Below are 23,264 nucleotides of genomic sequence, written 5' to 3'. Positions count from 1 at the left end.
CCTAACGCTTTGAGTGACTTCCAGTTCAAACCGAAAGTGAGGCTATTATAAGAAGAGGCTAAAACCTATAATAGATACAGAAATTGTACATTTATATATAACAGATTGATGAGCTTGCTACAGCTCAAGTAGAAGATACAAAGGACGTTTTCCGTTGGCAAAATATGACCAGCTCGTAGAGCAAATTCGCAATCAGATTAAAAGTGAGATTTGGGGAGTAGGAGACAAGCTCCCATCGTTGCGAAAGCAGGCTGAAATCTCAGGTATGAGTTTGATGACGGTACTTCATGCTTATCAAGTGCTCGAAAGCCAAGGGTGGATCGTATCTCATGCTCGTTCAGGGTATTTTGTGGCACCAAAAGTGAAGTATTCGAGTCCGAAAAACTCAGATGTGACGGTCCAGAAAACGGAATCTATTGATATCAATGATTTTATTTTTGATGTTTTGCAAGCAAGCCGGACGCCACACAATGTTGATTTTGGTTCTGTGTATCCTGATCCTAAGCTGTATCCTCGCCATCAAGTGAACAAATCGCTTATGACTGCAGCTCGCAATATGCCAACATCAAGTGCTTTGGACAACTTACCTCCTGGGAATAAAGACTTACGTCAACTCATCGCTAAACGCTATGCGGCACAAGGGATAAATGTCCATCCCGAGGAGATTGTGATCACGGCCGGAGCGCTTGAGGCATTGAATCTGAGTCTTCAAGCTGTGACGCAAGCTGGTGACTGGGTTGTGGTGGAGTCACCGACTTTTTACGGTGCATTACAATCTCTGCAAAGACTCAATTTGCGTGCGCTGTCAGTTAGAACTCATCCAAGAGATGGGATTGATCTTGATTCACTTGAAAAAGCGCTACAATCTCACCCAGTAAAAGCGTGCTGGTTGATGACAAATCACCAAAACCCTTTGGGGTGTACTTTATCGAATGAAAAGAAGAAGCGTTTGATTGAATTACTGGCAGAGTACAATGTTTATCTGATTGAAGATGATGTCTACAGTGAACTGTATTTTGGGGGACAAAAACCATTACCAGCTAAATCCTTTGATCTGCACGGTATGACAATGCATTGTTCATCTTTCTCTAAAACGTTGGTGGCCGGGTTTCGTATTGGCTGGGTCGCGGCAGGGAAAATGGCGCTTCCTATACAAAAACTTCAATTGATGAGCACATTGTCTGCCAGTGCTCCGATTCAACTTTCCCTCGCTAAATATCTAACTACTCGAAATTATGAAAATCATTTACGTCAATTGCGCAGAAAACTGGAACAGCGTAAATTTTCAACGTGGCAGATGTTAAGCTCTTATGTTCCTTCTAATGTCACCGTACATTACTCAGAAGGTGGTTATTTTTTATGGGTTGAGCTTCCGGAACACCTAGATGCGACAGACCTGTATCATAAAGCCTTGCAAGAGAATATTAGTATTGCCCCTGGCAAAATGTTTTCTGTGAGTAATCAGTTTAACCATTGTTTTCGACTTAACGCGTCATTTGAATGTTCTGAGTCGGAAGAAAGAGCGATAAAACGGTTAGCCGAGTTGATCCAAAATATGTTGGATGAATAAGGTAAATTTCAATATGCGGTAGATCTCCATACAACATACGAAGAATTTTATAGGACCTGATCTGCGGATAAGAGCGGCCCACAACTCACTCAAGCGGCCTTTACATGCTTTTAGGGGGCTGTTTTAGTATTTATGGGCGGTATTAAAACATCAGGAAAATTCGAGAGTTCGACGACTGAACACTCGAAATCCTATCAATGAAGGTTTGGCTTCTCACGTTTTTAGCACGATTAACTTCCGACCCTGACTTCATTACAAGCAATTTTCTTGTTCCTATCTTCTCTCTTCTTCAATACTCCAAAACAGTTAAAGGCAATCACACTGGTCACGACCATGGTAACAAGCCCTCCATTCCGCGAAAATATGAGGGGAGATCGCATTGACGTTGTCCTGTAGGTTTCTGACTTTGTACGGCTATGGATACCTACCACGTAGCTGTTCTTGAATAAAGTTTACGAAGCAACGCACCTTCAAAGGGACGTGCCTGCTTTGCGGGTAAATCGCATTGATCGGAACGGCATCACTCGGAAACTCTTCCAATACTCTTACTAGTTCGCCTGACTGCAGATACTCATCCATCATCCAAATGGGGAGTTGAGTAATGCCTAGACCCGCAAGCGCCATCTCAAGATTGGTTTCGCCACTGTTACTGCGAAAGCTGCCACGAACGGGAACAGAGACTTCTTGGCCATTGTCGACAAAATGCCAGTTGTTGAGGGACCGATTAAAGGTGTAAACAATACACTGATGAGATTTGAGATCGTTAGGTTGTATTGGGGTGCCATGTTTCTTTAAGTAGCAAGGGGCTGCCACTAACAGCAATGGGTTGTTAAATAGTGGTCTTGCAATTAATGATGAATCTTCCAGTTTCCTCGCACGAATCGCGATATCGATACCCTCTGCGACAAGGTCGATATGGCGCTCATCGATCACCATGTCCACTTTGATGTCTGGGTATTCATCCAGAAATTTGGCGATCAAAGGCGCCAGTAAGATCCTCGCCAGTGGCGCAGCAGCTGCAATACGCAGTGTTCCCTTGGGAGAGCTGACTTGTGAGCGAACGCTGGCTTCAACTTCATCAATCTCCTGCACAATGCTCAGGCAGTGCTCGCAATACTCTTGTCCTGCTTGAGTCAATGAAAGCTCACGACTTGTACGTGTGATCAGCTTTACCCCCAATTTATCTTCGAGTGCGGCCACTTTCTTGCTAATGGTTGCTTGAGAAGAGTTTTGCTCTCTGGCTGCAGCCGAGAAGCTACCTGTTTGTATTACGCGAAGAAATACGCGCATTGCCCCGAGTTGGTCCATAAGTATATTCGAATTTGGAATAGATGGTGTTCATTTTAGCTTGGTTCTATAACAAATCCAGTGTGGTTAATATCGTGTTCGTCAACCAAACATTCGATAGAAGAGAGAGCAATGATGAAACCGACTCATACTAAACAAGCCATTCGTGAAGCCATGGATCACCTGATTGACCGCGCAACCAACTTTGATATTGAAGCGCTGGACACGATCTACCACCAAGATTTTCATACCACCTTGATCATGCCTGACAGTACAGTGCAAACCTTTAATAAGGCGGAGTTCAAAGCGCATTTCGCTAAGCAAGCTGAGGAAGGGAAAAACCAACTCAACACATGGGCAGAATGGCATGATTTCCACATTCTGGGTGATTCAGCGGTGTGTGTATTGAGCCGTAAGCACAGTGGCATGAATGGAGAAGAAATGAAGCTGCTTTGTAATATCGAATTACGCTTTGAAGATGAGCGCTGGCAAGTGCTACGTGAGCAAATCTTCCTTCGTCCACTTTCTGCAGGTTAATGGCTGCATTGCCGTTTGGTTATTGCAATGTCGATACTACTGCTAACCTAGAAAAATTGATTGCTTGAGCGAACAGAAGCAAGTCATAGGTGAATGGAATTGCCTATGACGTAGCGCTGCCTCTTTTCATCGTGCATTTAAGCAACGAACGGGGCTCTCACCATTAAAATACGCTAAGCAAGTACGCTTACATGTGATAACGCAGGAAGACCGACGTATCAGTGAGGTTGCTCAAGATGTCGGTTACGAAAACTTCTCTCAGTTTACTCGTGAATACAAAAACTTAATTGAAGTAACCCCTCGTGACAGTCGTAACTGGGCTAAGCACAATCCAGAAAGAGCCCAGTATTTACTGTGCCTCATGCCGCAGGATTTCGTGAACTCGTAACCCCGGCGGTGAATGACCTAGGGACAGTCATATAACTGAGCCCACTACTGATATTTTTTAGTGGGCTTTTTTGTTAGACTTTCTTAAGTTAAAAAAGCACTTAGTTGTTCATCGCCCAAGCATTCTAAGTAGGGTTCGATCTCTATCGATGATGTGGTGTTTCATTGCCCCTACAACGTGGAGTACTAAGCTAATAGGCAACACGTATTGCCCCACCAGGTGATGGATGCTTTCAGATAACTCTTGGAGAGTAGGGGACAGTATTAACATTTCACCAGGGGTGCTTGGGTCGACGGTTTCTGGCCATACTTCCAAGGCGAATATATGCAGCCCGTGCCCACCGGCAATCGACATCGCGGCGCCAGACAATGGCATTGCGATCATGCTGAGCATCAGCAACCAATGCACGACCTTACCGGCATACTTTTCTATACGGCTATAATCTCCCACAGGTTCAGGCCACCCTTCTATGAAGCGCCAAACAATTCTTGGAATAAGAATAGCGATAATGGCGACGCCCAAGGAGGTATGAGAATCAAAAAACCATTCAACCTCAAGGCTTTCCATTAATAAGCCAGAGAAGAGCATGTATAGCATCATACTGCCGGCAAGCCAGTGAAGCGTAATGGATGTTCTCGATAATGTAGCTGTTGTTGGATTCGACATATTCTTTACTCGGTGGTTGTTTTGTTTTGAGGTTGTCACTCATCCAGTCGAATTAATGTCGAATTTTCGAACCTATTTTGGGTTTTATAGATCTCACATATTGATAAGGAATGTATGTCCTTTGAACCAAAGTGACCTGCCCGATAGATTATTTCCCCCACCCCCCGTTGTTTCCAAAGAATTTTGAGTTGCTAACGCGGACTTCGCTAAGAAGCTTTTGCCCCAAAACGTGCTAGCGGCGCTCAGTTTTTCAAACCACAGATAGCTCGTTTACCCTACTTTTCTCATTCCAGAGAAATCCTGAAGTATCAGAAACCTTACCAGTTCCTAGATGATGATCAGACTCAACCTCACAATGAGATAACAACTCAAAGTTCTGCTAAGTTTGTCAGGAGAAATTAAAGTTAGTGTCGTTATAGCCCAGCGATCCAAAGTGCAGTATTCAACTTATCTTTCAGAAAATTCGACCAAAAAATCAATGAAGAGTCTCAGGCGCATGGGTAAGTGCTTGCGTGATGGATACAGTAAGTAATAGCTGAATTTTCGATAGTACCAGCCATCAAGTAACTTCACAGCCTGTCCGTTTTCTACCGCTTCCTTCATCATCCTATCTGGTTGCATTGCAAGGCCTCTAGCTTTTAATACTGTATCTCTGAGGATGATCGGTGAATCACAAATATCATAGTTGCTAGGTGCTAATTCTATCTCATCAAAGTCGTTAGATAAGCAAACCTTATTGTTAGGGTTTAGATTCTCAAACATCATCCATGGCAGTGTTTCAACATCTGAATGAGATATTTTATCAGGATTAGAACCAACTAAATCAGGGCTTGCATAAACGCTTGCTTGATCGTGAAAAAGAGGACGCGCAATAAAGCCGTGCTCTTCAATATTAGCCACGCGAATAGCGAGGTCAACCTTACCTTTTACTAGGTCAATTCGCTGATCAGACAGAAGGTAATCAATTACGATTTCAGGGTATTGCGCTTTAAACTCGCTAACAACAGCCATCAACCAATTAGAAGCAAAATCGTGAGTCGTCGTGACACGAATGATGCCTTCAGGTTTGTCTTTCAGCAAACTTGCTTCACTTTCCTCTAAACCAATAAGAATCGCTTTTGCTGATGGAAAAATACGTTCACCTTCATTTGTAAGCATCATTTGTCGAGTGGTTCGCTGTAACAAGCGAGCATTGAGTCTTGCTTCGAGCTTATTGATCTGCTCACTCACTGCCGATCGGTGCATCCCCAACCGTTTTGCTGCTGAGGCGAAACTGCCTTCTTCAACTACAACGGCAAAGATAGTCAGTCCCTTTAAGTTGCCTAAATCCACCAAGGTATTGTCCTGAATATATGAACAGTGCATTCATATTATTATATCTAATATAAACAATAAACCCGTACTATTCTCTATTTCGAGTGAATCAATTACCTCGGAGGACGATTCAATGAACAAAGCACTAATCAGTATCATAGTCACTGCAGTTGTATTAACTTCAACTTCTGCGTTCGCAAAACAGTTGACGGTCGAAGAAGCGCAACAGATTGTAAAGCCGTTTTATGATTTGTTCAGTTTGAAAGATACAGAGCTAGCTGCAAGAGCGAACATGTCTGCTGATTGGCAGTCGTATTACAACAATACTGAGTATAAAAACCTTGACGAAACTATGCAGGCAGTAGCCCACGGGTTTCCGAAAATGATACCTGATATGAAGTGGACTCAAGATGACATCGGCGTTACGACGACTAATCAAGTTGTGGTTCGCGGCACACTTACCGGTACGCCTGCGGGGGATAGCTTCTTCGGTCAACCTGTCGATGGTAAGTCATTCTCTATTATGACCATTGATATCCATCAGATTGAAGATGGCAAAATTATCCGTAGTCATCATATTGAAGACTGGTTCCGAGGTTTAGGTCAGCTACAACCAGATGTAAAATAATGAAATACCCACCTTTAAAAATACTGCGTAGCAATGAATGTACGCAGTATTTTTTATTCGTGAAGTGAGAAAGTTCAATGAAAAAAATACACTATTTTTTTGACCCAATGTGTGGATGGTGTTTTGGGGCAACGGCGCTGATAAAAGAAATACAAGCCCAAGGCATTGAGATAGTTCTTCACCCAGGAGGGCTGTTTGAGCGTCAATATATGCAAGATGACCTGCGAGCAAAAGTGCTTAGTTACGATGCGAATATTGAAAAAATGACCGGTCAGAAGTTTGGTGTCGGTTATAAGGATCGCATTAAGGGCAAAGAAAAGATCACTCTAGACTCTTTTATTACCGCACAAGCTGTCATGGTGGCGGAAAAGCTAGAGTTCAAAGGTCTTGCGATTTTAGAAGCGATTCAAAATACGCATTATGTAAAAGGTGTACATGTCAGTCAGCCGAGTTCTTTGAGTATATTAGCTATTGAACTGGGATTAGATGGAGATAAATGGCAAGAAGCTATCTCAAGCGAAGAGAATAATGCTAAGAAAATTGTACAAACTTCTCAACATACCATAGGGCATTGGGGCATTAGAGGTTTTCCAACTTTGGTATTAGAAAAAGAGACAGGTTTAGTACGTTTACCTCACGATCAATTCTATGGAAATGTAGATGGTTGGTCAAAGTACCTTAGTGAGCAATAGAATGATTAAATGAGGAGAGAATTATGGAAAATAATATTCAAATAAAATTAGAGCGGCCATGGGTAGAATCACTGCTTGAACGCTATAAAGTTCTGATTGGAGATGATTTTCTTGGTTATCGTAATCATGTTTATAGAACTATTACTTATGCGATGCACTTTTTAAATTATGATAAGCAATTTGAGAAATTAGTCGAAACAGCATTTGTTTATCACGATATTGGCTTATGGACTGATCATGAGCTTGCGTACCTTGAACCATCAGAGGAGGTCGCATTAAATGACAACAAAAAGGAAAATTGGGGGTTAGACCCAGATGCTTTAAAGGGGGCAATTCATTGGCATCACAAAATTACACCATATAAAGGCCCACATGAGCGACTTATAGAAGCTTGTCGAAAAGCTGATTGGGTTGATGCATCAAAAGGAATGGTTAAAAAGGGACTATCAAAGGCAATGATCTCAGAGGTAGAACTGGCTTTTCCAAATCATGGGTTTCATGACACTTTATTAAGGCTAGCGAAAGATTACGGTGGTTCCACTTTAATTGGCGGTATTAAGGTTACACGTGGCATTGTAAAGCTGTAATTTTTATATTGCAGATAGGGCAAAGTAAAAGTGGCAAAGAATCACAGTTTCAATAAAACTGGAATAAAAAAGCCATTTAGATTGGAGGAAATTTGGCGCATATGAACTCGTTTAGAACTGAGCAGCAACTTTATGGAGTTGCCGCTTCTTAACTTAGAAATTGATAGTAAGTTGCGTTCTAGCGACCTACTATCATTAAAAGTGTCAGATATTTCATCTAAATATATTGTGTTCTCCCGTGCCCAACACTTTCATAAGAAAACTGGAAATGATGTACAGTTTGAGATCACACAGAGAACCCAACAAATCTTGAGTCATTGGATTAAAGACCAAAACCTCAAACCTACAGATTATCTATCCCCGAGTCCACGGAAGGCTGAACAACCTCTAAGCTATTCCTATTATCGTCGAATCATACGAAGTTGGGCGCAAGATTTAGGTCATAACCCTGACCTCTATGGCACACATTCACTGCGCCGAATCAAAGCTACATTGATTTACCAGAAGACTAATAATATCCGTGCTAGTCAGCTTTTACTTGGCCACACAAAAATCGAAAAAACCATCAAATATTTGGGTGTTGAGATAGAAGATGCTCTTCGGTTATCGGAAGAAATTGAGAGCTGACAGACTAGATTTAGATATTTGCCTCTGAATTGATAGTTCTTTTACTCTAGCTCACTTTTGTCCAGTTATGAGTTGTAGTCGGTTCCTCTGTGGATACAAATGATTCACTCGCGAAGCTATGTGCAGTGCTTCGTACTACATACTCGGAAATGAGCCAGATACAGGTTTGCTTGGAGATTGGCTCTGTCACTTGTTTATCAGTATTTGCGACAGAGCCGAAAGTGCCCGTTATTTTTGTCCTAATTGAAAATGGACTTAGCCATTGAATGCACGAGCGACACGACCTTCACAACTGATCGTGTAGTTGCCTACATAGGCAGGAATGAAAACGGATTGTCCTTTGCCAAGCACCAATGTTTCGCCGCTTTCTGCGAGAAGTGTTACGTTCGCATCGATGGGCATTAGGATCTCTGCACTGGTCATTTCGACTTGTTGTTCTTTTGGCTCTTGGAAGACAGAGAACTTGAAGTCTTGTACAGGAACAGGGAAGTGATGCTCACAATCCTTGATTTCTGCTTGGGTTAGCAGTGTACTCATTGGCTTTGGAATGAAGTCGGTACACTTGACCAGTTCTTCCACATCGATGTGTTTGGGTGTTAAACCGGCGCGGAGCACGTTGTCTGAGTTTGCCATGATTTCTAGACCTGTACCTTTAATGTAAGCATGAGGTGTTCTCGCGCTTAAGAACATGGCCTCACCCGGTTTAAGGGTAATCACATTCAGCAGCAGCGGTGCAAACAAACCCACATCGTTTGGATATTGTTCAGCAAGGTCTAAAATCAGCTCGCACACTGAACGTGCTTGGTTCTTCGCAGCGTAACTTAGTAAGTGATCCACTGCGTTGACCTTACGCGTTTCTCCCATAGAAAGAATTTCCACGAAGAACTGACACAAACCGTCTTGGTTAGGATTGCGCTCAAATTGTTCTAGATAGCCGTTGATTTCAGGAATGTCACAGTGGCGGAACTCCGTAATGATTTCATCAAACGGACGAAAGCCATTCATCGCTTGGTATTCAGTCAGTGCGTAAACCAACTCTGGTTTGTGGTTCGCATCTTTATAATTACGATTGAACGCACTAAGGGGTACGCCTAGCTCTTGTTCTTTGGCGTAACCAAGCTCTGCATCTTGCTTGTTAGGATGTACTTGGATTGATAAGGCGTTATCCGCGGCAAGAACCTTGAAAAGGAAAGGTAGGTCACCAAAAGTTTCTGCCGTACTTGGTGATAGAAACGCAGAAGAATCTTGTTTGATCAATTCTGACAGCGGAACATTGATGTTGCCTTGTTTTACCATAGAACAACCATTGGGGTGCGTGCCCATCCAAACCTCGGCTTGAGGTTGTTGTGTCTCGTTAGCAAAGCCAAACAAATCGTGGATAGCTGTGCGGCTTCCCCAGTCGTAGTTTTGGATCTTATTGCCCATTTTTAAGAAGTGTTTTGATGAAATAGTATTCGAATTCATGAATTTTATCCGTAGAAAACCCTCCGAACTGAATCGGAAGCAAAAATAGTGGAGATTAGACGGGTGAGTGGTTAACTCACCCTAAGAGGTGCAGAAGTTGCTTCTACAATGAGGTGTCTACAACCTAAGCTTGGGAGCGAGCGGCTTTCTCGAAGGTTGAGCCTGTAAGAACGGCAATAACAACAAGCCAATAACGGCTGCGCATACCGAAATAGTGATAAAGAATCCAGTCCAGTTGTACTCTTCAAGAATCAATGCCAATGGGTAGCCAGATAGCGCTGCCCCCATGTAAGCAAACAAACCAACAAAGCCGGTGGCAGCGCCAGCTGAATCTTTGTGAGAACATTCAGCAGCCGCCATGCCAATCAACATTTGTGGACCAAACACGAAGAAACCAATTGAGAATAATCCCGCCGCTTGGAACGCAAAGTTGGTCAACGGCATCAACCACAACGCAGCAACTGATAGGAATATACCTGCGGCAAATAACAGGTTCATCGGACCTCGGTTACCACCGAACAGTTTATCCGAGCCCCAACCGGCCACCAGAGAACCAACAAAGCCACCAATCTCAAACATTGATAATGCAGCGTTGGCATTGATTAGGCTGTAGTGGTGCTGTTCTGTTAGGTACAAGTTGCCCCAGTCATTGATGGCGGTGCGTACGATGTAAACCAGTACGTAGCTAAATGCGAGCAACCAAATGTACTTGTTGTTGAACACGTACTGTTTGAGAATCTCTCTGTAACTTAGACCTTGCCCGTGATTCTCTTGCGCCAGTTCTAGCTTGTCATCACGCCATTGACCAACCGTTGGGAGTCCTTGAGTCGTCGGCTTATCGCGCAAGCGCCAGCACACAACCACACCAAGAATGACACCGATAATGCCCGGTACGATAAAGCCTTCTCGCCAGCTGTAATGGAATGTGAGAAAACCTACGAGCAGGGGAATCAAAGCGCCGCCGACGTTATGCGCCGTGTTCCAAATTGCCCACAAGAAGCCACGCTCTGAACGCGAATACCACGTCGTAAGTAACTTAGAGCACGAAGGCCAGCCCCAACCTTGGAACCACGCATTCATTACCCACAGTGTGGCGAGTGCAATCAGAGAGCTAGAGAAGCCAAACGCGATATTGATAAGGCCCGTCGCGATCAATCCGACCCCCATGAAAAAGCGAGGGTTAGAACGGTCAGAAATGGTGCCCGAGATAAACTTCGATAAGCCGTAGGTAAGGTAGAAAAGCGTCCCAATCATACCGATATCGGCTTTATCTAACCCTAAATCAGCAATCATTGCGGGGGCAGCGTAGTTGAATGTTTTACGGGTGAAGTAAAAGCCCGCATAGCCAAGATACATGCCCAGCATGATGTGCAGACGCCAATAGCGATAGCGTTCATCTACTTGGTCTTTGCTAAGGGGCGCTTGGTTGTAGCTCGGAGACTGAAATAATCCAAACATGCTCGTTACACCTTAGGTAATGTGATGGCGATTTGCGTGCCATCCACATGATCGTTCAAAGAGTAGATATACATTTTCCCACCAAGCGCTTGCACGCGTTCTTGCATGCCACGAACGCCCATGCCTTTCATGCAGTCTTCGGTTTTGAAGCCAATACCGTTGTCTGCGATGTTCAATGAAATGTTCTCTTTAATGGACAGCTCGATAACGATAGAGGTCGCATTTGCGTATTTGGCTGCGTTATTCAATGCTTCTTGGCACAAACGGAATAGGGTGACTTTTAGCGTGTCCCCCAAAGATTCATAGTCACCTTGCCAATCAAGCACAACACGAGTGCCATGATTGTCGAACTCCATTTCACGGGTTAACTGGTGAACAGAGTCCTTCAAATCCAAATCATCGAGCATTTTCGGGCGCAGTTTGCTCAGCAGATGCTTGGTGGTGTCGTAAACATTGAGCGACAAGTTCTCGATCATATCGGCACTGCGTGTGTTCATTTCTGCATTATCAACCCGCTTAATGATGCTCGCTTGGGTACGAATTGCCGTGATGTTCTGACCAATCTCATCGTGCAGCTCTCTTGCCACGTCGCGACGTACCGACTCTTCCGCTTGAATGAGCTGGCGAGATAAGGTTTGGTTTCTCGACAGTTCGCCACGGAGCTTTTGGTTAAGATCTTTCTGCTTCTGCACCGCTAAACCGAGCATGATGCCAGTGACGGTTTGTGCTGAAAGGGAGAGTAGCAGGTCAGTAATTTCTAGATTCGAAACACCACTGCGCGCGGCAATCAAAGCAATACTGTTTAACATGGTCGCAAGCAATGCACCTTGCCAGCCGTAGCGCAGTGCGAGCACAATGATTGGGATCGCCATGCAGAAAGGCGCAAAGCGTTTTAGTTCATCCGGCAAACTGGTTTGAATCAAAATGCTGGCAATCAATAGCACGCTATAGAGTAGAATATGACGCACTTTGAATTGAACTTCATTTGCTAGTAGGTTCGAGGTTAACGGCGACCAAGGGCTTTGGAAAAGATAGTTCCAAAGCAGGTAACACATTGGCAGAACCAACAAACCGCCAGCAATGTTCGCCAACCATGCCATGTAGATAGATTGGACGTGATAGCCAACCACAAGCACGTTAATGCAAGACGTGACGAGCAACACGACAGCCATGACCGCTAAGTGCTGGTTCTGATCACCTTTGTAATAACGCTTGGCAAAGTACACTACGGGAATACTTAACATGCTAGCCACCAACACCATTAACCATTGTGGTTGTTCGAGCAGCAGAGCCAGTGCGACGGTCAACCCCCATTCGGCGAGATAAATCGTTGGCCAGTACTTAGTACGCGTGTGCAGTGTTAACCCCAAACGTAACGCGAAGGGGAACAGCAAGATTGCCAGTTCGGCGTCGTTCACAAAGTAATAAGCGATCACCCATAGACAGAACCACGAGCATCCTGTCATGAATAAACCACAAATGGAGGTGATGGTGTAACTACGCATTAAAACGACTCTTGCGAGAACAGTTTAGCGAGTTCCACGTTGTTCTTCACACCCAGCTTATCCATGGCGTTTGCACGGTGAACGTGAACCGTTTTATGGCTTAAACCAAGCTCAATCGCGACCGACTTTACATCCAATCCACGAGCCAGTAATTGACACACCTCGTTTTCACGGCGAGTCAGCTGAGTTAGTGTCGCCGCTTTGTCACTTGGTGTCGCGAGCTTCAACGCTATATCGGGTGTTAGGTAACAACCGCCTGAAGCACTGGTCCTTACGGCTTGGATCAACTCGTCGGGGCTACAACGTTTACTTAGGTAACCTTTAGCACCCAGTTTAAGTGACTTTTCAACCATTGCTGGAGAGTCATGCACGCTTAGCATCACACAAGCAATACCTGAAGGGATCTCGGAGAGTAGGGTAAGCCCACTTTCGTCTGCCATCGAGATATCTAGGATAACCACATCTGGCTTGCACGCAGGTAATCCCACTCGAGCTTCTTCTACCGAGCTAAATTCACCTACAACATTCATGTCTGTTTCAAGGCTCAACAATTGAGCAAATCCAGAACGAACAATGACATGGTCATCAACAAGCGCTACGTTAATCATCTTAAATACCAAATTTCAGCAATACACAAACGAAAATGAGCTCTCAAAGAACTCAATAAAAACCTACTATGATACTAAATTAACCAAGTTTATTTAATGAACTAGCGCGCTTTGGTTAACAAAGCGCGCTGATTGATTAAGCTTGGTTTTCTGCGAGTTCAAGCTTCTTCTTGTTTTGACGAATCTTTTTCTCTTCTGCGATAGCAACGAACACAAGCAAAACAATACAAATCATTGCTGAGGTATCGAGCGCAGCGAACGTGCCTTTCCAACCGGTTAGACCAAAGATTGGTGTACCGTCGGCAATCATACCTAGACCCAGTTTCGCGAAGCTGTCACCAATTAGGTAAGCGAATGTGCCTTTTACGCCGTCTGCCACACTGATTGCTTTCTTAGGAACAAAGCCAACCGCAGCAACACCGATAAGTAGTTGAGGACCAAACACTAGGAAGCCAAGAACAAATAGCGACGCTAGGTACATGAACTCACTGGTTGCATGTTGGTAGAACTCAAGGGATACGATGATCAAACCCAAAGAAATACAAGCGACTAGCGCCCGGCGACCATTCGCAAGGTCAGACAGATAACCCCACATCAAAGTACCCACAAGCGCACCCACTTCGAATAGGGTAAAGCCAGAGATTGCAGCTTCTTTTGATAGACCAAGCTCTTGATATGCGTAAACCGTTGACCATTGGTCGATACCGATACGCACGATGTAAAGGAAGATGTTTGCAAAGCAAAGTAGCCAGATCACTTTGTTTTTCAGCACGTACTCAACAAAGATCTCTTTCTTAGTCATTTGATTTTCTTCAGCTGCTTCGTCTTCTTCGCTGACTGCTTCATCAAATAGCTCTTCTACTTTACCTAGACCGTAAGCTTCAGGTGAGTCGCTACCATAGCGCATACCGATGAAACCAACGATGATCGCAATGATGGAAGGGAAAACGAACATGCCGATGACGTGACCGTCGAACAAGTAGTTCGCACCAAACAGAGCCACACCTGCAGCACCTGCGCCACCAACGTTGTGAGACATGTTCCAAAGACCTAAGTAAGAACCACGCTTGTTACGCGGCGTCCATTTGGTAATGGTCGAGTAACTAGAAGGGCCACCCGTACTTTGGAAGAAACCACTTAGTGCGTAGAAAGCGACCATCATGAATAAGCTCGCGCTGCCACCGCCCATGCTGAAACTGAAGCCAAGCATTGCTAGGCCAGAAAGGATAAGCATGAAAGGGAGGAACTGCTTGGTGTTCTTACCATCGGCGTAATAGGAAACCACGGTCTTACCGATGCCGTAAGTAATCGAGAAACCTAGACCAATCAAACCTAGATCTGTCATCGACAAACCGTAAGTTGAGATCATGTCATTTTGCGCGACGTTGAAGTTTTTACGGATCAGGTACATGGTCAAGTAGCCAATGAATACCACTAGGTAAGATTGGATAAATGGCTTAAACCACATTTTTCTACGTGCTTCGACAGGAAGATCGAGGGTAGGCTTCCGGACTTGTTCAAGGAATTTTAACATCGTGAACTCTCTTGTATTAGTGTGATGCACTTGCGTGCTCGCTTTCTTTTAACTGCCAGCGATTGTAGATAGTCTGTTTTTGAACCACATGAGAGGAGGGCTTAGATCGGCTAGGAAAAATTCCTAGAAAGCGATGGGGGAGTGAGAAAGCGTGAAAATCATCACATTCTGTGCGGGATAGTCTTCTTACACAAAATGTCACAGTTCGAGCGCAAATCACCTATATCAATACTGAAACAAAGTTTGGTTGTGAGTATGGAGTGGTTAGCATCCCTTTTGATGGAAGCTATTCCCCTTTTTCTATTTCTTTGGCACAACACAACGGGTTTGAGGTAATTAGCAGGTCAATTAGGTCTTTTGTTTGCCTAGCTTGGTTTATTCTTGATTGGCTCGCTCAGCGTCCAGTTTTGTCAATTAAATGATTGAGTTGGTGAACAAATATGCGTCAATGAACTAACGCTAACTGAATTCTCGAAAACACAAAAAAACGACGCTAATGAGCGTCGCTTTCCTATTAGAAACTGTACTCTGTAAGAAACAGTACTACTTCTGCTGCTGTAAGTCGCCAGGGCGCCAAGACTTATCAAACCATGTTTCTGTTGGACCATACGCTCTGAAAATAACGTTGTAGCCTTTGTTTGGCATGGTCTGAACCCAGTTGTCTTCCCAGCCTTTTGGTGCCGTTGGCGCGAAGTGGATCGTGACCGAACCATCTTCATTTTTTCGGAGAGCTTTATTTAATCCATCGACTCCGGCTGACTTTTGATCCGTCTCTAACATTGAACGTGTTTGGTTGTCGTACACCATGAAGGACCAGAAGTTCGCCACAGGAACATCTTTTGGCAGTGTCACTGTGTAGTGCTCTCCACCATCAAGAAGCTGGTCGTCGCCATCGCGTGTCGCAAGTAGGTACGCCGAACCTTTACCCACGGTATTTGTCACCATGTCAGGTGTAATCCCTGTCGCCATAAAGTGGAAGGTCGCTCTCTCATCAATCGACACTACTCCATTTTCATCTAGGAACTCATGTCCAGAAATAAGAGGAGTAAACCAATGTCGGTCGTCATATACCTTCATGTTCTCTTCTGGGTAAAAGTAAGTTGCACGCGCTTCCGCTGTAGCAATTTTTGCGGCTTCAGAAAGAATCGACTTCATGCGCTCATCAGGAGCAAACGCCTTACCTTTTTCAATGCCTAGATCTTTTGTCATCGCAATCCATTCTTGGTCCCAAATCTCAACAGGCTCGTACTGGATAAGAGCATTGATTTCGTCATAGAACTTTTCGTTCATGGCATGCACGGTGTTGTACTGTAGGTCTGTTAAGTTGAGAAACTCTGTCTGCTCTTTTTCACCATACGGGTACAGTTTCATTGTCTCTTTTAGCTTGGCGATGTTCGTTTCTACATCGGATTTTTGGCCTACGATACGCAGAAGCAACCAATGTTGGTAACCGTCGGTTTTAATTGGAATGTAACCCTGTGGGATCTCACCTTCATACGAATTGTGATAAATGAAGTACTTACCACCTTTACCTTGATCTTGTGGGTGTGTGACGCCGACTTTACCGGAAAATTCAAACGCGGCGTTATCGAGTAAACCCAACACTGGCGTTCCGAGCTCTAGTATCACGGGCCCATTTTTCACATCTACTTCACTGGTTACATAGGGTGTAGTGGTATTCGGAGTCAACCAAATACTGCGGGCATTGAGCATGCCTTCAGAAACTCCAACGGTTTGATTGGGCTTCATGCCAACACTCTCGTGTCCGGCGAACATGCCTTGCATAGACGCCACTTGAATGCCCGACAGAAACACGCGCACTGCACTGGCTGTATCAACAAAATCGCGCGCCTTTAGATAGGTATCTTCATTGGGTGCGCCTGATGTGTATTTCATTTCCCCCAAGTATTTTGATTGCACTTGGTCTGGAGTAATGATTTCTTCAGGTACATTTGCGCTGTATTGCGGAGCTGCAAAAGCTGAAACTGATAGAGAAGAAATGAGTGTTGCTAACAATAGTTTAGACATTAAGAAACCCCAATTATGTTCAAATGACACACGCTTCAATCTCCATCTCCTCGATATATTATTCACTATCGATATCGACCCAGCGCGTCTGTTGATTAAACCTTAGACATTTTGTTTCATTTCATCCAATCATATAATTTGATATCAATTATGCGTGAGGCGCATGTCACTAATATATGCCTGGCGCAGATCAATCAGTAACTTGCTCACTCGCTGTAATGGTCGATCTTCGGGAGATGGTGTTCATTTATGTCATAGGTATGGCGAGGTCTGTCTTGAAACAGCGAGCTAAGGTTTAGTTCAAGGTTCCCTTTGTGCGTTCGCAGTATCGGGTTTAAGAATTATGCTGTTTTACAAATTGTCCAGGGGTCATATTGAAGCGATTCTTAAATGTTCGGGTAAAGTGAGACTGATCGTTAAAGCCCAACTCTTGACCAACAAGTGCAATGTTTACACTTTCTAAAGAGAGTAAGTGTTTGGCTTGATCTAAGCGCTTGTTCATTAGGTATTGATAAGGCGTTAGGCCAATCAGTTTTTTAAACTCTCTCAGAAAATAGAACTTACTGCAGTTCAATAACTCTGCTAAATCATCGACAGAAATAGTGGTGCCGATGTTGTCTTCAATATACTGATCAACTTTGTCTACATGCCTTTGTTCAAACTTTGATGAATCGACCTGAATGTTCTTTTGGTCAACGTAGTTTGAATAGTTTTGAATGTAGTGGGTGGATAGTAACGAAAGCAGGTTTTGCAGATAGAGGTGACCATTTCTTCCTTTTGCCTGAACCTCAAGAATAAACAACTTGATGATCTCTTTGATAGTTTCATCAGGCACATTGTAATTGTTGAGAAATTGCAGATCTTTGCCTTCTAGGCTTAGTGGGCAACTGGAGAGAAACGCCTCTTCCTCAATGGCTAAAATTACAAAGTAGCAGGGCTCGGAAATGTCATGAGAAAAGGGCGTCTTTGGAGGGTTGATCCAAACATCCCCCGGCGTGGTTTTTAACGAAACTAGGCTACCATTAGTTTCAGCTGTCCAGTTCAAATCCTGTTCTAGTGCGAGTGCAAAATAGAAATAGGGGGTATATACATTTTTAGGATAAAAGTGTGGCGAGCTTCCTTTTTCTAATATGACACCTGGCCAATCTAACTCGCGATTCGAAAACTCAATATCTAAAACCTGACCGCAGTCAGAGAGTTCATCGGAGTTAAAGTCGATAAATTTCAGTTTAGATTCCATTCGGTTAGCCTTGCCCATTTGTTTAAAAATCAGATTCTATTCTAAGCAGACTATAGCGGAATATGAACAGTAATACCTTCTTGCTTTGGGGTGTTTTCCTAGTCAAGGGTTGCGTGACATCAATGATTCAAATTAGGTTCTAATTGGCAAAGGCAAAAATGCCGATTCAGGCTTTAATCGGGAAAAGAAGCGTGCATCGGCATTGTTCTGCGTATTTTTAGTCCAAGGTTATGAGTTTTGAATCTCTTTGAACGAGGTTCTCCTTAGCAAATTTAGGTGCCTCACTGAGTACGTCCCGGGTGCCAGTTTCACCTTTATAATTGAGCTTGACGGAGTTAATTACCCAGCCAGTGTTTGCTCGATTGAGCATGAACTCGTAAGAGCCAAATATCGACCAAAACCCAGTGTCACCAAGCCAATGGCTAGCTGTGAAATCTACTGTCGCTAATGCATTATCGCCATCTAGTTGCAGTTCAAGGTTACTTAACTCGTGGTAAGTCGTATCAAACCCAGGCAAGAATGCTGCCCACTGTTTCATTAGGTCAACGTTTGTGGTTTTTGTAGGCTCACCTCCCCATAGTGAGGTGTAGTCAACGGTAACCTCTGGGGCGAATAGACGACCTAAATGTTGGTAAGCATTTTGGTCGGCCATTACTGCAAAGCTATTGATTGCACTGCGAACCTTCGCTTCATCTTGGGTTAACGCTTTCGCTTGAGCGGTCACTGCTGTCACTGAAAGTGCAACGAGCGAGAATGCTTTGAGAATCGTTTTAAACATGATCACTCCGCCTTATAGATTTTCTTCAAAGTGTATTACAACGGCATTAATTGCATCTGCCACAGGCTTTGGTTGGTCATAGAAATCAAATTGAGTCACGTCTTCTAGCCAAATCGCCTCTACATTGTCATTCGCTTTTTCAAGGTAAGCGTGTGCGCCTGCGGGTAATGCCATATCCTCAGATACCACCATAAGTACAGGCTTGTTTTGGATAGGCGCACTTGCTTGCCCATTATAGTTTAACCATCCGTCCCAAGATGCAACGTTGAATTTATTGTCGTACTCAGGGATCAGGCCACGGTCAGTTTCTGTGTAGTAGGGCGCTTGATACATCAGTGCATTGCTGTTGGTGGTGCTTGCTGCTTCCATAATCACGGGCTCTGCACTGTCTTGTGCTTGCTTCGCCGCTGCAATGAGGTTTGCAGCGCTCTCTTCACCACCGTATATACCCGTTGCCATCGCTTTGTCATGTAGCCAAGGGGCAACAACAGCCGCGGCTTGCACTTTATCGTTTCCTGCTACAGCATCCAGCATATAGCCCGCCGACGCACAGATACCAAGTCCTGCGACTTTTGATGCATCAATCATGTCCAGTTTAGATACTGCCTCGATGACGGCGCGAATGTCTTCAGTTTTACGTGTAGGGTTTTCTAAGTACTGGACTGCATCTTCAGATTGACCCCAGCCTCGGAAATCAAAGGTCACTGCGGCATAGCCTTTCTCTGCTAACGCTTTTGCGTACGTTGCTGGCATTTGTTCTTTTACAGTCGTCCAAGCGCCAGTCACAATCACGACAGGAGGTTTTTCAATGCCTGCTGGAAGATAAAGGTTTGCTGCAAGGTTACCAACGTTGGTATCAAGTTGAATGGCTTGTTTGATGCTTTGTTCTAGGTTAACTGTCATGTTGTCCTCACTTGCCGTAGCGGCTGCTGCGATTAAGGTTGCTGAAAGTAGAGATGCTGATGAGATAAGCGCTTTTTTCAACATACTTATACTCCCTTTTGTCATTGACCGAGCCAACTCATGTGAGTGTGTCGGCTAAACATTGTGCGTTTCGATGGAGAAATAATATGGCAGTGTGGGGTTTTAAGATTGAAGATTACTGCTTGGGTTTTTGTACTTTATTGCTCAAGCTCATTTAGTTTTCTATCTAGCTAATTTTGTTCAATTAAGAGATCAACTAAATACAAAATGCTAAGCAATATTTTGCAATTCTTTTAGGTGTGCTTGGCGTAAGCTAAAAACATAAAAGAGTTAAGGAGTAAGGTATGAAACACAATCAACCCATCGCAATAGTCACGGGCGCAAACCGGGGGCTGGGTAAAGAGACCAGCCGTCAGTTGGCAAAGCAAGGCTACATGGTTGTAGTGACGGCTAGGCAGCTAAGCAGTGCCGAGCAGGCGGTCAATGATATCGGGTTGAATGACCTATTTGCTGCGCAGCTTGATATTACCGATCAAGCAAGTGTTGATGATTTGTTTAAGTTAGTAGCACAGCAGTATGGGCGAATCGATGTGTTGGTGAACAACGCGGCTATTCATTATGATACTTGGCAAACCGTGATTAACGCCGACTTAACCACTGTACAAGAAGCAATGGATACCAACGTCTATGGAGCGTGGCGCATGGTCAATACCTTTACTCCCTTGCTAAAAGCCAGCAAGCAGGCTCGCATTGTGAATGTCAGCAGTGGCGCTGGTGCGTTAGATAGCCAAACGGGCAACACGCCTGCATATAGCATGTCGAAGGTAGCCTTGAACTCGTTAACGCTGATGTTGGCTCAGCAACTAAAGGGCAGTGGTATCTTAGTAAATGCTGTGTGTCCGGGTTGGGTTGCGACCGATATGGGAGGCAGTGGCGGCCGCCCAGTCGAATTAGGCGCTAAAGGCATTACTTGGGCTGCAACACTGCCAAATAATGGGCCGACGGGACGATTTTTCCGTGATGGTAAAGAAATCGCATTTTAGGTGCGATTTCTTCATCTTAAGCTATTTGTGAGCTAACCAAGTTGTCAGAGCTTGAATTATTTAAACGTCACCTTGTGAAGTCCCGCCGGGTTTGTACCACCAAACAACAAGCCGCCGTCGTTGGTGATGTAAAACACGCCTGCTTCCTTGTTACTCATTTGAATCGCCGTGTTGCCTTCAATGCCGTGGCTAACTAACACAGATTGTTTGCCGTCGGGAGTAAACTTAATTACTTCGTGGTGGTGCGTAGTAATGAACCAATCACCTTGCTCATCAATGATGAAATCATCCGCTTGAATGCCTTTGTGCACGATGGTTAATTCACCCGCTTTACCATCTTTGATGGTGATTTTGCCAAGCAACTGCTGCGCAGAATTAGTGAAGTACAGGTCACCTTTGTAAAGTTGGATGCCATTTACACCAGGTAACCCTGGGCGCTCTTGCATCGCTTGTAGCTTTTCATCTTCCAACCAGATAGAGAGTTTGGATGTGTTCATATCGAAGTGGAAGATCTTTCCATTTGCGGCATCTGCAATCAGGTATTGCTGCTCACCAAGATAAGCCATACCGTTCAAGAATGCGCTTTGGTCTAACCCGATGAGGCGTGTTAGTTGACCGTCTTGCGTCACTTTATACAGCGCCATGCTGTCTAGAAAGCTTGCGCCCTGCATGATTGAGGTTTCGTGAACACTCAAAAGACCGGTGCCGTTTTCATCAAAGCGAATGGATACTGGATGACCGTCTACCTTAGTTAGTAGTTTCGCGGCACCATCTTCGCTGTATTGATAGAGCGACATTCCCGTGTAGTCCGTGGCAACCAGTTCTTTCTCATTCTTGTAAGTCAGGTTTTCAAAAAAGTGACCCGCAGGCATTGAGATTACTGGCTCTATCATAGCGTCAGTTGCAGTGTTTGACTGAGCTAAAGCAGTAAATGGCACCGAAAGCGATGCAGAAAGTAATAGGGCATTAGTAAGTTGCTTAAACATAGTAAAATCTCGTTCATCAATTGCGTTGATATAAATGTTAGATGAGATCTCTTGAACCATCTATAATACAACAATTACACTATCTTTAACTAAAAGTTTATGAAATCACTGCCGAGTCAACACCCAATACTGATAGAGGTTGCGAAAGAGAAGAGCTTTTCCGCCGCTGCACGCAACTTAGGTATCTCAACCCCTGCGGTGAGTAAGGCAATCAACAAGCTCGAAGATGAATGGAAGCTCAAGCTGTTTCATCGCTCGTCACACTCATTAAGTCTCACCTCGGTAGGGCGAGAGTTGGTTGAGCAACTCTCTCCTGCGGTCGATTCGATTTTTTCTGCCATCTCAAGTAGTCAGAGTGTCAACAACGAGTTGTCAGGAACCATCAAGGTTAACCTACCAAGCACATCACTAGGGGTTGATACGCTATTGCCTCACTTGATGCACTTTGCAGAAACTCACCAAAATATTGAGTTGGATTTACACTTTAGTGATGCCAGTGTCGACCTAACCTCGAATGGTTTTGACCTTGGGATTGGTACCTATCTGAATCAAGACTCTCGCTTGATCGCCAAGCGGATCATGACAGGGCGCATTGGTTTATTTGCCTCTGCGGCTTACGCTAAAGAAAAAGGGCTGCCAAGCACACTAGATGAGCTTGCTACGCACCAATGCATTCCAATTCGTTCATTAGAGAGCGGCAAGGTGCGCAGCATGAGTCTGTTTGATGGTGAAACAGAGCATAGCTTTTTGCCGAAAGGACGAATCGTGGTCGACAGTTTTAGCGCAGGCAAAGCGATACTGTGTCAGAGCTGGGGGATCATCGGGCTTGCTGATTGGGTGCTGAGTGAAGAGCTCAAGCAAGGGAACGTCGTGCCAGTATTAGAAGCGTATTGGCCGCCAGAGTTGTCGGTTTATCTTTACTTTACCTCGCGTGAGTATATGCCTCATGCGGTGAGAGCCTTGGTTGATTATCTCAGTGAGGTCGAGCTGACTTAACCAAAGTCATATATAAATAAGCCCTGCGTGAAAGCAGGGCTATGTAATTATTGCTGTTTAGTTAAGCGCTGGCGGATCCCCTCATAATTCTCCTAGTCCACAGGTATGCGTTAAGCGCTGATATTCCACCATTGCCCAGTGATATTGGGACTCTTGAATTCGGTACCTCCGATGACAACGTACTTCCTTACCAAGTCTAGGAATGGAGAGCACCCGACGATGCTTGATTGTGTTGGCTTGGAAGTCGTAATGCCAATTGGCTTGCATGGCGATTAAGCCGTTCCACCACATGATGATTTCGGCCATCAATGCCATAAGTAACAAGATATCGATACGTTTGGGGCAACGTGTTCTGTTATGGCGGAGTGCTAACCCGTAGGCTGGGCTTTTTAGATCTCGGAATG

General features: G+C 44.4%; 20 protein-coding genes and 3 pseudogenes. 9 read left to right on the top strand and 14 right to left on the bottom strand.

Features of this window, described 5'->3' with window-relative positions; genetic code table 11:
* The first annotated feature begins 154 nt into the window (after window positions 1-154).
* Entirely contained in the window at window positions 155-1,570 is a 1,416-nt protein-coding gene (locus KI655_RS19375) for a PLP-dependent aminotransferase family protein (protein WP_285408012.1), read from the top strand.
* Window positions 1,571-1,984: 414 nt separating this feature from the next.
* Here the strand turns inward: KI655_RS19375 and KI655_RS19370 are convergent, their stop codons facing one another.
* On the bottom strand, window positions 1,985-2,878 hold the full coding sequence (locus tag KI655_RS19370) for a LysR family transcriptional regulator (RefSeq protein WP_285408011.1): 894 nt from the start codon (window positions 2,876-2,878) through the stop codon (window positions 1,985-1,987).
* A 111-nt stretch (window positions 2,879-2,989) separates the two neighbouring features.
* Between KI655_RS19370 and KI655_RS19365 the strand changes: the two genes are divergently transcribed.
* Together KI655_RS19365 and KI655_RS19360 are read left to right on the top strand one after the other, a co-directional pair.
* Complete coding sequence (locus tag KI655_RS19365; RefSeq protein WP_285408009.1) at window positions 2,990-3,394, top strand: hypothetical protein; 405 nt, start codon at window positions 2,990-2,992, stop codon at window positions 3,392-3,394.
* Between the two features lie 124 nt (window positions 3,395-3,518).
* Window positions 3,519-3,782: pseudogene (locus KI655_RS19360) on the top strand (helix-turn-helix domain-containing protein); the annotation flags it as partial.
* A 108-nt stretch (window positions 3,783-3,890) separates the two neighbouring features.
* Here the strand turns inward: KI655_RS19360 and KI655_RS19355 are convergent.
* On the bottom strand, window positions 3,891-4,448 hold the full coding sequence (locus tag KI655_RS19355; protein WP_285408007.1) for a cytochrome b: 558 nt from the start codon (window positions 4,446-4,448) through the stop codon (window positions 3,891-3,893).
* A 447-nt stretch (window positions 4,449-4,895) separates the two neighbouring features.
* A complete protein-coding gene (locus KI655_RS19350) occupies window positions 4,896-5,780 on the bottom strand; it encodes a LysR family transcriptional regulator (RefSeq protein ID WP_285408005.1) in 885 nt (294 codons plus the stop codon).
* Between the two features lie 115 nt (window positions 5,781-5,895).
* Between KI655_RS19350 and KI655_RS19345 the strand changes: the two genes are divergently transcribed.
* From KI655_RS19345 to KI655_RS19330, 4 genes and pseudogenes are all read left to right on the top strand, one after another.
* On the top strand, window positions 5,896-6,390 hold the full coding sequence (locus KI655_RS19345; RefSeq protein WP_285408003.1) for an ester cyclase: 495 nt from the start codon (window positions 5,896-5,898) through the stop codon (window positions 6,388-6,390).
* A 77-nt stretch (window positions 6,391-6,467) separates the two neighbouring features.
* On the top strand, window positions 6,468-7,082 hold the full coding sequence (locus KI655_RS19340) for a DsbA family protein (RefSeq protein WP_285408001.1): 615 nt from the start codon (window positions 6,468-6,470) through the stop codon (window positions 7,080-7,082).
* Between the two features lie 23 nt (window positions 7,083-7,105).
* Window positions 7,106-7,669, top strand: a complete 564-nt coding sequence (locus KI655_RS19335) for a phosphohydrolase (RefSeq protein WP_285408000.1) — start codon at window positions 7,106-7,108, stop codon at window positions 7,667-7,669.
* Window positions 7,670-7,699: 30 nt separating this feature from the next.
* Window positions 7,700-8,296, top strand: a pseudogene (locus KI655_RS19330) (tyrosine-type recombinase/integrase).
* 255 nt (window positions 8,297-8,551) lie between these two features.
* On the opposite strand, the gene manA reads toward KI655_RS19330, so the two are convergent.
* From manA to KI655_RS19285, 9 genes are all read right to left on the bottom strand, one after another.
* On the bottom strand, window positions 8,552-9,760 hold the full coding sequence (gene manA / locus KI655_RS19325) for a mannose-6-phosphate isomerase, class I (protein WP_285407998.1): 1,209 nt from the start codon (window positions 9,758-9,760) through the stop codon (window positions 8,552-8,554).
* Between the two features lie 117 nt (window positions 9,761-9,877).
* Window positions 9,878-11,218 (bottom strand): MFS transporter, encoded by a 1,341-nt coding sequence (locus KI655_RS19320; protein ID WP_285407996.1) that lies wholly within the window; start codon window positions 11,216-11,218, stop codon window positions 9,878-9,880.
* 5 nt (window positions 11,219-11,223) lie between these two features.
* Window positions 11,224-12,723 carry a signal transduction histidine-protein kinase/phosphatase UhpB gene (gene uhpB, locus KI655_RS19315; RefSeq protein WP_285407995.1) on the bottom strand — a complete coding sequence of 500 codons (1,500 nt, stop codon included), beginning with the start codon at window positions 12,721-12,723 and terminating at the stop codon, window positions 11,224-11,226.
* A complete protein-coding gene (gene uhpA / locus KI655_RS19310; RefSeq protein WP_285407994.1) occupies window positions 12,723-13,331 on the bottom strand; it encodes a transcriptional regulator UhpA in 609 nt (202 codons plus the stop codon). The genes uhpB and uhpA overlap by 1 nt, the downstream gene beginning before the upstream one ends.
* 136 nt (window positions 13,332-13,467) lie before the next feature.
* Complete coding sequence (gene uhpT, locus KI655_RS19305; RefSeq protein ID WP_285407993.1) at window positions 13,468-14,865, bottom strand: hexose-6-phosphate:phosphate antiporter; 1,398 nt, start codon at window positions 14,863-14,865, stop codon at window positions 13,468-13,470.
* 543 nt (window positions 14,866-15,408) lie between these two features.
* Complete coding sequence (locus KI655_RS19300; RefSeq protein WP_285407991.1) at window positions 15,409-16,893, bottom strand: DUF1254 domain-containing protein; 1,485 nt, start codon at window positions 16,891-16,893, stop codon at window positions 15,409-15,411.
* A gap of 334 nt (window positions 16,894-17,227) precedes the next feature.
* Window positions 17,228-18,133 (bottom strand): AraC family transcriptional regulator, encoded by a 906-nt coding sequence (locus KI655_RS19295; RefSeq protein WP_285407990.1) that lies wholly within the window; start codon window positions 18,131-18,133, stop codon window positions 17,228-17,230.
* A gap of 217 nt (window positions 18,134-18,350) precedes the next feature.
* Complete coding sequence (locus KI655_RS19290; RefSeq protein WP_285407989.1) at window positions 18,351-18,911, bottom strand: nuclear transport factor 2 family protein; 561 nt, start codon at window positions 18,909-18,911, stop codon at window positions 18,351-18,353.
* 12 nt (window positions 18,912-18,923) lie between these two features.
* Window positions 18,924-19,898, bottom strand: coding sequence for an alpha/beta hydrolase (locus KI655_RS19285; protein WP_285407988.1), 975 nt, complete (start codon window positions 19,896-19,898; stop codon window positions 18,924-18,926).
* 281 nt (window positions 19,899-20,179) lie between these two features.
* Between KI655_RS19285 and KI655_RS19280 the strand changes: the two genes are divergently transcribed.
* Window positions 20,180-20,878 (top strand): SDR family NAD(P)-dependent oxidoreductase, encoded by a 699-nt coding sequence (locus KI655_RS19280; protein ID WP_285407987.1) that lies wholly within the window; start codon window positions 20,180-20,182, stop codon window positions 20,876-20,878.
* Between the two features lie 56 nt (window positions 20,879-20,934).
* Here KI655_RS19280 and KI655_RS19275 read toward each other — a convergent pair whose 3' ends face one another.
* Window positions 20,935-21,864, bottom strand: a complete 930-nt coding sequence (locus KI655_RS19275) for an SMP-30/gluconolactonase/LRE family protein (RefSeq protein ID WP_285407986.1) — start codon at window positions 21,862-21,864, stop codon at window positions 20,935-20,937.
* A 99-nt stretch (window positions 21,865-21,963) separates the two neighbouring features.
* Here KI655_RS19275 and KI655_RS19270 point away from each other — a divergent pair, with 99 nt between their 5' ends.
* A complete protein-coding gene (locus KI655_RS19270) occupies window positions 21,964-22,860 on the top strand; it encodes a LysR family transcriptional regulator (RefSeq protein WP_285407984.1) in 897 nt (298 codons plus the stop codon).
* A gap of 81 nt (window positions 22,861-22,941) precedes the next feature.
* Here the strand turns inward: KI655_RS19270 and KI655_RS19265 are convergent.
* A pseudogene (locus KI655_RS19265) lies at window positions 22,942-23,264 on the bottom strand (transposase); the annotation flags it as partial.

Origin of the sequence: Vibrio sp. D404a (genome assembly GCF_030248535.1) — a bacterium.
Taxonomy (GTDB): domain Bacteria; phylum Pseudomonadota; class Gammaproteobacteria; order Enterobacterales; family Vibrionaceae; genus Vibrio.
Note: the sequence above shows the minus strand (reverse complement) of the source record. Positions and strands in the feature narration are given on the sequence as shown.

Coding starts and splice junctions, on each gene's coding strand:
- KI655_RS19370 (WP_285408011.1), bottom strand. CDS start 2,878: ATGGACCAACTCGGGGCAATGCGCGTATTTCTTCGCGTAATACAAACA.
- KI655_RS19365 (WP_285408009.1), top strand. CDS start 2,990: ATGATGAAACCGACTCATACTAAACAAGCCATTCGTGAAGCCATGGAT.
- KI655_RS19355 (WP_285408007.1), bottom strand. CDS start 4,448: ATGTCGAATCCAACAACAGCTACATTATCGAGAACATCCATTACGCTT.
- KI655_RS19345 (WP_285408003.1), top strand. CDS start 5,896: ATGAACAAAGCACTAATCAGTATCATAGTCACTGCAGTTGTATTAACT.
- KI655_RS19340 (WP_285408001.1), top strand. CDS start 6,468: ATGAAAAAAATACACTATTTTTTTGACCCAATGTGTGGATGGTGTTTT.
- KI655_RS19335 (WP_285408000.1), top strand. CDS start 7,106: ATGGAAAATAATATTCAAATAAAATTAGAGCGGCCATGGGTAGAATCA.
- manA (WP_285407998.1), bottom strand. CDS start 9,760: ATGAATTCGAATACTATTTCATCAAAACACTTCTTAAAAATGGGCAAT.
- KI655_RS19320 (WP_285407996.1), bottom strand. CDS start 11,218: ATGTTTGGATTATTTCAGTCTCCGAGCTACAACCAAGCGCCCCTTAGC.
- uhpB (WP_285407995.1), bottom strand. CDS start 12,723: ATGCGTAGTTACACCATCACCTCCATTTGTGGTTTATTCATGACAGGA.
- uhpA (WP_285407994.1), bottom strand. CDS start 13,331: ATGATTAACGTAGCGCTTGTTGATGACCATGTCATTGTTCGTTCTGGA.
- uhpT (WP_285407993.1), bottom strand. CDS start 14,865: ATGTTAAAATTCCTTGAACAAGTCCGGAAGCCTACCCTCGATCTTCCT.
- KI655_RS19300 (WP_285407991.1), bottom strand. CDS start 16,893: ATGTCTAAACTATTGTTAGCAACACTCATTTCTTCTCTATCAGTTTCA.
- KI655_RS19295 (WP_285407990.1), bottom strand. CDS start 18,133: ATGGAATCTAAACTGAAATTTATCGACTTTAACTCCGATGAACTCTCT.
- KI655_RS19290 (WP_285407989.1), bottom strand. CDS start 18,911: ATGTTTAAAACGATTCTCAAAGCATTCTCGCTCGTTGCACTTTCAGTG.
- KI655_RS19285 (WP_285407988.1), bottom strand. CDS start 19,898: ATGTTGAAAAAAGCGCTTATCTCATCAGCATCTCTACTTTCAGCAACC.
- KI655_RS19280 (WP_285407987.1), top strand. CDS start 20,180: ATGAAACACAATCAACCCATCGCAATAGTCACGGGCGCAAACCGGGGG.
- KI655_RS19275 (WP_285407986.1), bottom strand. CDS start 21,864: ATGTTTAAGCAACTTACTAATGCCCTATTACTTTCTGCATCGCTTTCG.
- KI655_RS19270 (WP_285407984.1), top strand. CDS start 21,964: ATGAAATCACTGCCGAGTCAACACCCAATACTGATAGAGGTTGCGAAA.